Annotated in this window: 15 protein-coding genes; 5 read left to right on the top strand and 10 right to left on the bottom strand. The window is 71.8% G+C overall.

Annotated features, from left to right (window positions below; all coding sequences use genetic code 11):
• Together ACL02O_RS31825 and ACL02O_RS31820 are read right to left on the bottom strand one after the other, a co-directional pair.
• Positions 1-544: histone (locus tag ACL02O_RS31825; protein WP_412821885.1), on the bottom strand; the 544-nt coding region annotated here is incomplete at its 3' end.
• Between the two features lie 76 nt (positions 545-620).
• The gene (locus ACL02O_RS31820; RefSeq protein WP_412821884.1) at positions 621-824 is read right to left on the bottom strand and encodes a hypothetical protein; all 204 of its coding nucleotides are present in this window, start codon (positions 822-824) and stop codon (positions 621-623) included.
• A 154-nt stretch (positions 825-978) separates the two neighbouring features.
• Here ACL02O_RS31820 and ACL02O_RS31815 point away from each other — a divergent pair, with 154 nt between their 5' ends.
• Positions 979-1,410, top strand: coding sequence for a hypothetical protein (locus ACL02O_RS31815; RefSeq protein WP_412821883.1), 432 nt, complete (start codon positions 979-981; stop codon positions 1,408-1,410).
• Positions 1,411-1,468: 58 nt separating this feature from the next.
• Positions 1,469-2,743: a M48 family metallopeptidase gene (locus ACL02O_RS31810; RefSeq protein WP_412821882.1), complete on the top strand. Its 1,275-nt coding sequence runs from the start codon at positions 1,469-1,471 to the stop codon at positions 2,741-2,743.
• A 45-nt stretch (positions 2,744-2,788) separates the two neighbouring features.
• On the opposite strand, the gene ACL02O_RS31805 is transcribed toward ACL02O_RS31810, so the two are convergent.
• Together ACL02O_RS31805 and ACL02O_RS31800 are read right to left on the bottom strand one after the other, a co-directional pair.
• Positions 2,789-3,763 (bottom strand): hypothetical protein, encoded by a 975-nt coding sequence (locus ACL02O_RS31805; protein ID WP_412821881.1) that lies wholly within the window; start codon positions 3,761-3,763, stop codon positions 2,789-2,791.
• Positions 3,757-4,089, bottom strand: a complete 333-nt coding sequence (locus ACL02O_RS31800; protein WP_412821880.1) for a PadR family transcriptional regulator — start codon at positions 4,087-4,089, stop codon at positions 3,757-3,759. The genes ACL02O_RS31805 and ACL02O_RS31800 overlap by 7 nt, the downstream gene beginning before the upstream one ends.
• A gap of 85 nt (positions 4,090-4,174) precedes the next feature.
• On the opposite strand from ACL02O_RS31800, the gene ACL02O_RS31795 reads away from it, so the two are divergent.
• Entirely contained in the window at positions 4,175-5,251 is a 1,077-nt protein-coding gene (locus tag ACL02O_RS31795) for a DNA glycosylase AlkZ-like family protein (protein WP_412821879.1), read from the top strand.
• Between the two features lie 144 nt (positions 5,252-5,395).
• Here the strand turns inward: ACL02O_RS31795 and ACL02O_RS31790 are convergent, their stop codons facing one another.
• A complete protein-coding gene (locus ACL02O_RS31790) occupies positions 5,396-6,217 on the bottom strand; it encodes an MOSC domain-containing protein (protein WP_412821878.1) in 822 nt (273 codons plus the stop codon).
• 246 nt (positions 6,218-6,463) lie between these two features.
• On the opposite strand from ACL02O_RS31790, the gene ACL02O_RS31785 reads away from it, so the two are divergent.
• Positions 6,464-6,799, top strand: coding sequence for a glyoxalase superfamily protein (locus tag ACL02O_RS31785; protein ID WP_412821877.1), 336 nt, complete (start codon positions 6,464-6,466; stop codon positions 6,797-6,799).
• Positions 6,800-6,870: 71 nt separating this feature from the next.
• Here ACL02O_RS31785 and ACL02O_RS31780 read toward each other — a convergent pair whose 3' ends face one another.
• The 4 genes from ACL02O_RS31780 to ACL02O_RS31765 all read right to left on the bottom strand — a co-directional run bounded on the left by ACL02O_RS31780 (position 6,871) and on the right by ACL02O_RS31765 (position 10,140).
• Entirely contained in the window at positions 6,871-7,572 is a 702-nt protein-coding gene (locus ACL02O_RS31780) for an ABC transporter permease (RefSeq protein ID WP_412821876.1), read from the bottom strand.
• Positions 7,573-7,589: 17 nt separating this feature from the next.
• Positions 7,590-8,549, bottom strand: coding sequence for an ABC transporter ATP-binding protein (locus ACL02O_RS31775; protein WP_412821875.1), 960 nt, complete (start codon positions 8,547-8,549; stop codon positions 7,590-7,592).
• A gap of 164 nt (positions 8,550-8,713) precedes the next feature.
• Positions 8,714-9,196 (bottom strand): hypothetical protein, encoded by a 483-nt coding sequence (locus ACL02O_RS31770; protein ID WP_412821874.1) that lies wholly within the window; start codon positions 9,194-9,196, stop codon positions 8,714-8,716.
• 107 nt (positions 9,197-9,303) lie between these two features.
• The gene (locus ACL02O_RS31765) at positions 9,304-10,140 is read right to left on the bottom strand and encodes a P-loop nucleotide/nucleoside kinase family protein (protein WP_412821873.1); all 837 of its coding nucleotides are present in this window, start codon (positions 10,138-10,140) and stop codon (positions 9,304-9,306) included.
• Positions 10,141-10,514: 374 nt separating this feature from the next.
• Between ACL02O_RS31765 and ACL02O_RS31760 the strand changes: the two genes are divergently transcribed.
• Entirely contained in the window at positions 10,515-11,039 is a 525-nt protein-coding gene (locus ACL02O_RS31760; protein ID WP_412821872.1) for a hypothetical protein, read from the top strand.
• A gap of 388 nt (positions 11,040-11,427) precedes the next feature.
• Here ACL02O_RS31760 and ACL02O_RS31755 read toward each other — a convergent pair.
• Positions 11,428-12,010 (bottom strand): tyrosine-type recombinase/integrase (locus ACL02O_RS31755; protein ID WP_412821871.1); only part of this gene is annotated, 583 nt, incomplete at its 5' end.

The raw sequence follows: 12,010 nt of genomic DNA, 5'->3' as shown, positions 1-12,010 counted from the left end.
GAGCCTTCTTCGCCACGGTGGCCTTCTTCGCCGGAGCCTTCTTCACCGCAGCGGTGGTCTTCTTCGCGGGAGCCTTCTTCGCCGCGGTGGTCTTCTTCGCGGCCGCGGCCTTTGCGGCGGCGGTCTTCGCGGCGGCGGTCGTCTTCTTCGCCGGAGCCTTCTTGGCGGCGGCCTTCTTCGCCGTGGTGGCCTTGGCGGCGGCCTTCTTCGCCGTGGTGGCCTTGACGGCGGCCTTCTTCGCCGTGGCGGCCTTGGCGGCGGCCTTCTTGGCGGGCGCCTTCTTCGCGGTGGTCCTGGTGGCCGGCGCCGTCTTGGCGGGTGCCTTCCGGGCCGCCGACACCACCTTCTTGGCGGCCGCCTTCCTGGCGGCCGCCTTCTTCGCCGGCATCCGACCGGCGCCGGCGCCCGAGGCGTTCGGCGACGCCTTGGTGACCGTGGCCGTCCGGGCCGTGGTCGCACCCACGGTCCGCCTCGCCGCGCCGGTCTTCTTCGCGGTCGTACGTTTCGCCGTCGGGCGGGTGGTGGCCTGCTGTGCTACGGCCATCTCGGTTCCCTCCTTGGGGACGTGCTCTCGACCTCGCGGAGCACGGATCACCTCGACGCGGGCCGTCCCGCGCCGTCTACCTGTCCTCCCCGGCCCAACGGGCGTCCTCGGCCTCCCACGCTTCGTTGCGCTCCCGCACCTGCTGCAGGGCGTTCTCCGCGTCGACGGCTGAGGCGTACGGTCCGAGAACGTGCTTCGCGGGGCACACGTCGGCATCGGTCTCGACCCGGTGGTGTCGCGTGCACCAGTAGTAGTGCCCACCACTTCCGTTGTCGCTCATGCGATCACTGTGCACCGGTAAGCGACCGACCGCCACCGGAACGCCCGAAATAACCGCTAATGTCCTCCACAGTAGACCAGCTACCCGGCGACCGGGGACGGAACCGACAGGAACGGGGCAGCCGGGCGACCGGTCGGTGACGGACAATCCGGGGGTGCGGTACGGCGGAGGACACTGGGCACGCCTGCGGCGCCGGCTGCTCGCCGGGACGGCGCTCGTGGTCGTCGCCGCAGTGGGGACGGCGGTGGCGCTGCCGCTGCTCCGGGACCGGTCCCAGCGACATCTGCAACGCCGGGCCGACCGCGAGGTTACGGCGACCGCACAGCGCACCCGAGCGGCCCTGCTGGCCACGCCGTCCGCGCCTCAGGCAACCCTGCGGGACACCGCCGAGGCGACGAGCGGGGTCGAGGTGCTGACCGTGGAGGCTGACGTCGCCGGCGTCCGACTGGTCTTCCGGGTACGCGTGGCAAAGACCGCCGCGTCGGTGTTCGGCTGGCAGCGGGCCACCGCCACCGGGTGCTTCGCGCAGGTGGTGGGCCGCTCGGCCAACCCCGCGGCGCTGGAACGACTCCCCTGCCCGACGTGATCGGCTCCCCCGAACGGCCGGTACCCCCGGCGGCCGCTTCCGGTGAAGATCGACATTCATGATCACCACGAAGGCCGGTACGGGGGCGTGTCCGGAGTGCGGTGCGGAGACGGTGTCGATCCGCGGGGCGATGCCCTGGTGCGCCGGTTGTGAATGGAACCTCGACTGCTACGACCGCGCCCGTCAGGCACCCGAGTTCGGCTGGTCCCCCATCGACCGGTGGACGCACCGCCTGGCGGCCCGGCTGACCCGTCGGCAGTACATCGCCCTGGTCGGCCGGCCGCTGGAGCCCGCCGGGCTGGGGCCGGCCGGGGCGGTGACCGTCGGCGTCTCGCTGCTGCTCCTGCTCGGCGTCCTGGCCCTGGCGGCGGCCGGGGTGTGGCTGCTGTTCGCGTACCCGTTCCCGAACCTCGCGGTGGTGTTCGGGCTGGCGCTGATCGGGCTGGCGGTGGCGCTGCGCCCGCGCTTCGGCCGGATCGACCCGGACGCGGAGGTGCTCACCCGCCAGGAGGCGCCCGAGCTGCACGCCCTGATCGAGGAGGTGGCAGCCGCGACCGGCGCGCCGGTGCCGCACGTCGTCGCCGTGGTCAACGACATCAACGCGGCGGCGTGGTCGGTGGGGCTGCGCCGACAGCGGGTGCTCTACCTCGGGCTGCCACTGTGGGGGGCGCTGGACGGGCAGGCGCGCGTCGCGCTGCTCGGTCACGAGCTGGGCCACTTCGTCAACGGCGACGTGCGCCGTGGCCCGCTGACCCAACCGGCGCTGACCATGCTCGGCAACGCCGCCGACCTGTTCCGCCCTGCGGACCGCACGCACGGTGCCGGCCTGCTGGAGCTGCTCGGCGAGTGGCTGGGCCGGATCCTGTCGTGGCTGCTGTCGAAGCTGCTCTTCGCCGGCCACCTGGTGCTGGTCGTCACCGCGCTGCGGGACAGCCAGCGGGGCGAGTACCTGGCCGACGAGCTGGCCGCCCGGGCGGCTGGCACGACCGCGGCGGGCCGCCTGCTGGACGTGCTGGTCAGCGTGGAGTCGCTGGTCCTGGTGGTCCGCCAGGGGGCGCGGGGTGGACACGGTCCGGCCACCTGGCGCGCCGGCATGTCCCGCGCGCTGGACGGCGCCGCCGACCAGCTGCCCCTGCAACGCCAGCTCACCATCCGCGAGGAAACCTCGCTGTTCTCCAGCCATCCCCCGACGGGCCTGCGTCACCGGATGCTCACCACGCGGGCCTGGCAGGACCCCAGGGTGGTGCTCACCGACGCCCGCGTCGAACGGATCGACGCCGAGCTGGCCCGGCACTATCAGCGGGCGGCCCGGATCATCGCCTGGTCCGCCTGACGGTCCAGCCCGGGCTGTCCGCCGCGGGTGGGCCCGGCGAGAGGGCTAGGCGGGCGACGGCACCGAGCCGGCCGACGGAACGCCGGCCGGGTCCGCAGGTCGGGCCGCCGCGACGGCGTACGCCAGCGCGTACGGGGTGCAGGCCAGATAGAGGAAAGGTTGCAGCTCCACCAGGTCGCTGATCAGGAAGATCTCCGACGGTGTCGGTCGGGGCAGCCCGAACGACGAGTCGGTCAAGCCGGTGAAGAGCCACAGTGGCGCGGAGATCCGGTCGACAGTGTCGGCCTGTGCCACCCCGTCGATGACGGTCTCCGGACCGCCGGGGATGTTGTCGACCACCATGAGCGCCACGGCGAGGTCGGCGACGACGATCGCGCCCAGCACGCCGACCCACCAGGCGGCCCGGGTCCGGCCTCGGCCGGCGAACACCCCCACGCGGTGGAGCACCAGGGTGAGGCCGGGGAGCCAGACCAGCAGGGCCGGCGCGACGCGGACCAGGTCGTCGGTGGCCTGGTTCAAGGCGTACTCCGCACCGATGGCGGTCAGGCCGACGGGCAGCATGATGCCGAGCGCGGTCCGGATCGGACCGGTGCGGGCACCGCGGGCGACGCCACGGTGGGCGAGCCGGGCCAGCAGCACCGCGAGACCGGCCGTGAGAACCGTCAGCACCGCGGGCCGGGCATCGGCCAGCCAGCGCGCTGCGGCGAAGGCTCGGCTGAGCACGACGTTCATCAGCAGGCCCGAGGCCAGGGGGATGGCCAGGCAGTCCGACGGGGCCAGCAGCAGGGTGGCCGCCGTCCGGCGGGCCCGGGCGTCGAACCGGACCCGCCCGACGACCGGCGCGCCCGCCCGGCTGGCGGCCAGGCTGGCGGCGAAGCGCAGCATCCGCCACCGCTCCCCCCGCCCGGCCAGCACGTGCAGCTCGGCGGCCCATTCCCGGGACAACTCGTCGCGCTGCTCCGCCGGCCAGCGCCGGACCGCCGCGCGGAGCAGGAACCCGGCCAGCCGCCGGGTCACCATGCCGGGGCTCCCGTCGGCGCGATGTCGCCGATGGCCGGCCGGTGGTCGGGGGCGAGGGACCGCAGTTCGGCCATGGCCGGGCGGGCGGCGCGTACCCCTTCGGCGGTGAGTCGGTAGTAGCGGCGGGCGGGCCGGCCGGCGGCGACCGGGTCGAGCTCCTCCCAGTCGGCGGCGAGCCAGCCGGCCGCCCGGAGCCGGTGCAGCACCGGGTAGAGGGTGCCGCTGGGCAGGCCGGTGAGCCTCATCAGGTCGAGGCCGTAGCGCGGATCGTCGGGGTCGGCGAGGAGCACGGCGAGCACCTTCGCCACGGGGATCGTCATCCGCATGGGCGCACTGTATCGGAACTCTACATAGGGTGCTGTCCCCGTCGGCCCGGCGGAGGATGTCCGCCGTCGGCAGTAGCCTCCCCGCATGGCACCGCACCGGCTCGACCGCGCCACCGCCCGCCGCGTCGCCGTCCGCGCCCAACTCCTCGACGCGGACCGGCCCACCGATCTGTTGTCGGTGGTGGACCGGTTGACCTTCCTGCAGATCGACCCGACCGCCGCGGTGGCGCCCAACGCCGACCTGGTCGCCTGGACCCGTCTCGGCCCGGCGTACCGGCCGGAGCAGCTGACCCGGGCGCTGGAGCACGAGCGCGCCCTGTTCGAGCACCGGGCGATGATCCGGCCGATGACCGATCTGCGGCTGCATCTGGCCGACATGGCGGCCTGGCCGCAGGACGGCCACCGCCGCGACTGGCTGGCCGCCAACGACGCGTTCCGCCGGTACGTGCTCGACCTGCTGCGCGACACCGGGCCGCTGCTCAGCCGGGACGTGGAGGATCGCAGCGTGGTGCCCTGGCCGTCCACCGGCTGGACCAACAACCGCAACGTCACCCAGATGCTGGAGTTCCTCGCCGCACGCGGCGAGGTCGCCGTCTCCGGCCGGATCGGCCGGCAGCGGACCTGGGACCTGGCCGAGCGGGTCTTTCCGCCCGGCACGCCATCCGTCCCGGCCGAACAGGCCCGCCGGGCGCGCGACGAGCGGCAGCTCCGCTCGCTCGGCGTCGCCCGCCCCCTCGTGGTCGGGGAGGCCGGCGAGCCGGCGGAGATCGAGGGCACCTCCGGCCCCTGGCGGGTCGACCCGGCCGCGCTCGACGGCGCGCCGTTCGCCGGGCGCACCGCCCTCCTCTCCCCCTTCGACCGGCTGGTGCACGACCGTAAGCGCGCCCTGGAGCTCTTCGACTTCGACTACCGCCTGGAGATGTACGTGCCGAAGGCGCAGCGCCGCTGGGGCTACTTCGCCCTGCCGGTGCTGCACCACGACCGGCTGGTCGGCAAGCTCGACGCGACGGCCGACCGCAGGGTCAAGGCGTTGCGGGTGGACGCGGTCCACGAGGACATCCCGTTCACCCCGGAGATGACCGCCGGGGTGCGCGCCGAACTGGCGGCGCTGGCCTCGTGGCTGGGCCTGCCGGAGGTCCGCCTCCCGTCGCGACTGACCTGACGCGTCGATGGCCGACCGGCCGACGGGTGCCGGCGCGACGGTGGACAGGGCCGCGGCGGCACTGAAGGGCTGCCGCGCGCAGGCGGTGACGTACGAAGCGCTCTCCGATCCGGCGTGCTGGACCGAACCCTCCAGGCCGGCGGCTCATCCGGCGCTGACCCGGTCGCCGACGTGGATCTCACCGGTGTTCATCGGGATCAGCCGTACGCCGAACCAGGTTCGCCGATGCTCCCTGCGATGGCGGGCGAGGGTACGAATGGGTTCCTTGCCGGTGGTGAAGGTGCTCGGGTCGATCAGGGTGAGCTGGCAGCGGTCGCAGCGCTCGGCGAAGCGGAAGTCGACCTCGCCGATACGCACGCTGCTCCAGCCGTCCTCGGCGAAGGGCCCGATCGGCCCGTCGATGACCACGTTGGGCCGGAACCGTGCCATCGGCACGGGTGGCGGCGGCTGCTCTCCACGCTCGGCCGCGCCCTCGGATATCCATTCGTTCAGTCGGCGCAGGGAGGGCAGCGTGGTGGCGAGCAGTGGACCGGCGTCGGACAGGTTCAGCGGGTCGCCGGGGCGGCCGCCGTGTTCGGCCGAGACCGGCCGGCGGCGGGGGTTGTCGAGCCAGGCCAGCCGTAACGGGCGCTGGAACTGGGCGGACAGCCATTCGTGGGCCTCGTCGCCGGCAAGCCGCACGCTGTCCAGCCGGGAGACGGCCGTGGCGACCGGCGGCCCGTCCACCGGCTCCGGGACGGTGAGGGTGGAGCCGTCCAGCCCGATGAGGGTGATCGCCCCGGCCACGGGCTCGGCGGTGACGCCGAGCATGCGGCGTTCGGTACGCGCGGTCAGGTAGCTGCCGTCCGGGTGGAGAACGAGCCAACGCCGGTCGTGGCGTAGCCCCCAGGGCTCGACCGTGGTCCGGCCGACACCGGGGCCCCCGAGGGATTTGACCGGGTAGACGTGTACGGCGGCGAGGCGCATGATCCAGACGGTACTTCGCCGGAGCGGGTCAGTGGGGGACGGACAACGGCCGCCGGACCGTTCCCGGTTCGCGTCGACGAACGACCCGCAACCCGTCCACTCACCGGTCCGCTTCGAGCTGCCTGCGCCGGTGGGACAGGTCGGTGTGGTGATGCCCGCGGGGCGGCCGTCCGGGTCGGTGTGCCCGGTGGCGCTACAGATGCCGGTGACCTGCAACAACAGCGCTGAAGGGTCCACACTGTCCAGATGAGCGAACGCCTTGCGCCCGTCCTGCGCACCAGGGACGCCGACGCCGCCGCGACCTGGTACGCCCGCCTCGGCTTCACCAGACAGTGGGAGCACCGCTTCGCCCCGGACCTGCCGCTCTACGTGAGCATCGCCCGGGACGGCATGGAGATCCACCTGTCCGAACATGCCGGGGACGCCCGCCCGGACACGCTGCTCTACCTCTACGTCGACGACGTCGACGCCGTGGCCGCGGCCTACGGCGGGGCCCAGATCGAGCGGAGGGACTGGGGCCGGGAATTCGCGGTGACCGACCCCGACGGCAACCGGCTGCGCATCGGTACGGTCCCGTCCTGAGGCGGCTGAGCGCAGCACTCTCCCGGCTGCCCGCACGGCAGCGGTCCGTGGCGTGGTGCCCGCCGGCACCGTCACCGGGTACCGGTGATCAAACGTTCCCGGTTGAGGGTCACCGCCAGGGCCCGCCACCCGAGCCCGTCGAGGACCAGCAGCAGGGCGGCGCAGCCGACGGCCAGCCCAACCGTCGCGTGGATAACGTCGAACGCGACGAGCGACGTCACCACGGCAGCCGGGAGGCCGGCGAGCATGCCGAGCTGCTGCGCGACGCGGACGTCGCCCACCCGCGCCGAGATGCCGATGCCCAGCCAGATCGACCACGCGGCCAGCAGCGGTGTGAAGACGATCTGGGCGAGGACGTCCGGCCAGCGCAGCAGGGTCGGCGCCACAGCCGGAGCCGCGAACAGCTCGACGAACGCAAGGAATGCCGCGTAGACCACGTAGGCGACCGCGACCGACGGAACGAGCGCCGCAAGCGCCTTGCCCAGCAGGAACTCCTCACGCCGAATCGGTGCGCTCAGCACCGGCTCCAGGGTGCCCTGTGTGCGCTCGCCGACCACCGCATAGGCGGCGACCAGTGCGGGCACCAGAGCCGGGATGGCCAGCATGTACAGCAGCACGTGCGCGTGTGCGATCGCCGCGGCCGCCGACGCGGACAACTTGAGGACGACCACCACCGGTTGGATCAGAAAGATCAGCGGAATGATTGCCATCGCCGTGACCGTCGAATTGTTGCGTCGGTACTCCCGCAGCTCCTTGCGGAAGATCGCCCGCACCCGCCGGGCACTGAGGTTCATCCGCGTCGCGCCTCGCCGTCCTCGTCGACGAACTGGAGATAGACGTCTTCCAGCGAGTGGTGCGACTCGCCGATCGACAGCACGTCGGCGCCGGCCGTGACGAGCGCCCGGACGACTGCGGGCGCCGCGACCTTCGAGTCGGTCACCGCCAGGACGTAGCTCCCAGAGCCGTCCAGGTGCCACCCGTCGACCCCGGGGAGACCCGCGAAGATGCGATCAGGCTCGGGCAGCGGGGCAGCCACGCGGACGGCGAGCGTCCTGGCGAACAGCTGTTCGCGAAGCTCCGCCGGCCGGCCGATGGTGCGCAGCGTCGTGTTCAGGATCGCGACCCGGTCGCACAGCCGCTCCGCTTCCTCGAGGCGGTGCGTCGTCAGGAAGATCGTCACGCCGCGCCGCCGGAGCCCGTCGATCAGCTCGTGGACATCCCGGGCCGCGACCGGATCCAGGCCAGAGGTCGGCTCGTCGAGGAAGAGCACCTCGGGGTCGCTGAGCAGTGCCCGGGCCAGGGCGACCCGCTGGCGCAGGCCCTCGGACAGGGTGCCGCAGATGTCGCGGGCCCGCTCGGCGAGGTTGACGGCGCGCAGGGCGCTGTCGATCCGCTCGCGCGGCTGCGGCACCTCGTAGAGATCAGCGAAGCAGGCGAGGTCCTCGGCGACGCTCAGCCGCAAATACAGCCCCGGCGACTCGGGCATGATGGCGATCCGTCGCCGGATGGCCAGCCCGTTTTCCGGGGTGAGCGGGATCCCGGCGACCGAACCCGAGCCTGAGGTCGGCGCGAGCAGCGTGCCGAGGGTTCGCACCGTGGTCGTCTTTCCGGCGCCGTTGGGCCCGAGGAACCCGAAGACCTCCCCGCGGGCAACCTCGAAGGAGATCCCCTCAAACGCGACCCGGTCGCCGAAGCGCTTGCTCAGACCGCGCACGGACAGCGCCACCTCACCCGCCGCGCCGTTGCCCACCGTTGATCCCAGTCAGGAGAGCTGTCACCTACCCGCGATGGTGGCCCTGTCAGCGCGGCTGGTCAACCACGAGCGGCGAACCTACGCCGGCGTTCCACCGCGGCGCTCAGGGCGTCTCCGGGGCGGCCGACCCTGGGAGGGTGTCCGGTAGGGCGCCGCCGGGTTCAGGGCCTGGGCACTATCCGCACGATGCTTGCCCCACCGCTCGCTGTGTTGTCGTCGCCGACCAGGGCCGTAACCAGGTTGTAGTAGCCCGGCAGGGCATCGGGACCGATCACGATGGTGCTGACAGGTCGTTCGTCGGGCGTGCCGGACGGTCGAACGGGAGCGGCCGTGAAGGTGACCGACCCCGAGGTGGACCGATTGCCTTCCGCTGCCGCCTTGAGGTCAGCTACGGTCGTGAACGGACCGGTCAGGCGGGCGGTCAACTGGACCTGTGGTCGGGTTCCGCCCGGCTCGGCCGGGGGCACGACAGTCCAGTGCACAGTCAAGGTCTCGCCAGGCTGGTACAGCCTGTCGATGTCCCGGGCCTCGCAGCAGGTGTACGTCACCGGCGCGACCGCCATCGCAGCGGAGGGTTCAGCGCCACAGGCCGTCAGAAGCGGCAGGACAAGGCATCCGAGCAGCCGGACCGGAGACGGGCGCATGCCCGGGATCGTACGTCCGGGTCGCAAACACCGTCACCGCGTGATCGGCCACGGACACGTGACGCCAGACAACCCTGGACGACTGTCTGCCCACCATGCTGGTTCGCTCAACTCGCCCGGAGCGACTCCACCGCCTGGCCAGGACGCCAGTTACCTTCCGGCCCTGGTCGATGGTTCGTTGCTGGCTCGATCGGTAACGAGCCGCCTCCCGTTCTTGACGGCCCGAGCAAGGCGACGACTGCCGCCACGATCGTCTCGATGGCCCGAGCTCCATGCTCTGAGGTGTCGATCTCAACGACGGCGTCGACGCCCTCCGGCGGTTCGAAGACCGACCGCTTCATCTCACCCCGCTGGAACAGGGACAGGAGCTGCTGGTCGATGGCCCCGCCTCCGGCCGCCCGAGCGCCAAGTCGCCGGCCGATGACCGCCTCCTCGGCGACGACGTGAACAGCCAGCACTCGGGCGTCACACGCAAGCAGCACGCCCAGCAACTCGCGGGACAGCACCGAGGACTCCACGACGAAGCTCACCCCCGAGGCCGCGAGCAGCCGGATTGCGTCTACCATCACGGCCTCGGCCCGGCGGCTGACGGGACCACCGGCAACGTGGAAGTCCCGGTCAAGCCGGACCCGCCCGTCCTCGGCGACGGAGGCGGAGGAGAGCCCAAGACCAGTCTTGATCTCGTCGCGGGTCAGGAACGGGATACCGAAGCGGCCGGCCGTTGCCGAAGCAATGGTGGTCTTCCCAGCCCCCGGACACCCGCATACCGCAATCACCACTGGCCGTTCCCCCACCAACATCCGCCGATCCTGGCAGACCCGCAGACCCGCTGTCGACGTCAGCACCAGGGCGTCTTCGCCGTTGACCGCAGGCGTTTCGGGCAGCACGACCGGTTGAGCAGCGAGGACCGGCCCACAGTGCGCGCGCAGCCGCAGGTAGACCACGCCCGAAAATAGAAGCAGGCCAGAGCCTTGATCGCGGCTCTGGCCTGGCGGGCGACGGACGAACGGGCACCCGATCACTCCGTGCAATCCAAAACGGCTGCGAGGCGGGCGATGTCGGCAGCATCCTTGGCGCGTCGAGGCCGGCCGGGCACCCACACCGGCATCATCTGCTTGATCTCGATCTGGGCTCGTGGCTCGATAATGGGACAGCGGAGCCCACAAGGGCTACCAGCCTCCCCGGGGGGGGCCAAGGTCGTACGTCCGGTAGGGCGCTCCACCTTGTCCCCGCCCGGGGAGGCTGGACGGTCTGGCGACTGCCCGACGAGGAGATCCGCTTCCATCGCGAGCTTGTTCACCTGTTGTAGCTTCTCGCCGTGAAGTGGACTCGGCGGATCGCGGTAGTCGGGATTGTTTGGTGCGCGGGCCTGTTGGCAGCGTCGACGGTCCCGGGAGGACTTCCGCTGCCCACGCCCATCATCCTGGCGCCGGCATTGCTGCTGGCGCTGCCGGGCTTTGTCATCACCCTCATCGCCGTCAGGAGCCTCGCCGTTCAAGAGACCGGCACCCGTGCCGGTGGCGGACAGGCGTTGTGGCGTCTGTTGCGCGAAACGATGCCCGGTTGGGTGCTTATCGCGAGCTGGCTGCTGTTCGCCGGATTCTGGCTGGTCGGATTTCTCGCCATCAGTGGTGCGCCGGGTGTGCCGGAGCATCGTGCCGGAGCGTACGTCGTCAACAACCACGGCGAGGTGACGGTCATCGGCAAGGCTCAGTATCTGACCTTGAAGGCGCAGGAGCAGCGGATCGCTGCTTGCGTGCCGGGAGGCTTTTGCGTGTTCGCTGCGGTCATCTCAACTGCCCTGCTTCGTCGAGAAGCCCGGGGTGAGGCGGTGCGTCCGTAGGGCCGCCCGCGAGTAGGCGCTTCGCGTGTGCCGGACGGCGGGCACCTCACGGGCCAGTAACCGTGACGCGCAGCGGTCATGAGCGGGCACGAGCGGCATTCGGCTCTGCCGCTGGACGCAGGCGTTTCGGGCATCACGACCAGGCGAGGACGCTCTTCCAAACTGAAGCTCCGCACTCAAGATCAGGCCGTTTCCAGGCCGTCAGGCCGTCGCCAGGCCGTCAAACGCCGACCAATGTTGACCATGACCCATCGACGCCAGGAAATAGAAGCAGTCCAGAGCCTTGATCGTGGCTCTGGCCTGGTGGGCGACGGACGAGTCGACCTGTACGCCGGATTATGAACCTGAAACCCGCCGTGAGCTGCGCGAACGCCGCCCGCAACCATGCTCAGGGCGCCTCCAGGGCGTCCGGCCCCGGCTGGGTGTCCCGGAACAGGTCGTCGATCGCCCGGCGCGTGCGTTCCTCGCTGGCCGGCATCAGATGGGTGTAGACCCGGAGCGTGAACCCGGGGTCGGCGTGGCCGAGGTACGCCGCCAGGGCCTTGATGCTCTCCCCCGCGTCGAGCAGCGCCGAGGCGTAGAAGTGGCGCAGCGCATGCATGCCCGTCGCCCTGGTCGGCACGATGCCAGCGGCGGTCAGCGCCGGCTTCCAACTCTTGGCGTCGAAGGTCGCACGGTTGATCGCGCCCTTGCGCGGCGTGGTCAGCACGAGTGGCACGGTGACCCGTTCGTCGCTGAACGGGTTCTCCCACGGCAGGGTGATCTCTACCGGCTTGCACCAGTCGAGGTGTTCCCGCAGGGCGTCGACCACCGTCACGGGCAGCGGGATGCGCCGGTCCCGGTCGTTCTTGGGCAGCCCGAAGACCAGGCGTGACCGGACGAGCTTGAGTTGCCGAACGACATGCACCCAGCCGCCATCAAGGCGGCCCGCAAGCGGGCCACGCCGGCCCGGCCCCGGCCTGCTGGCGACC

It is taken from the genome of Micromonospora mangrovicola, assembly GCF_047200535.1.
Taxonomy (GTDB): Bacteria; Actinomycetota; Actinomycetes; order Mycobacteriales; family Micromonosporaceae; genus Micromonospora.
Note: the sequence above shows the minus strand (reverse complement) of the source record. Positions and strands in the feature narration are given on the sequence as shown.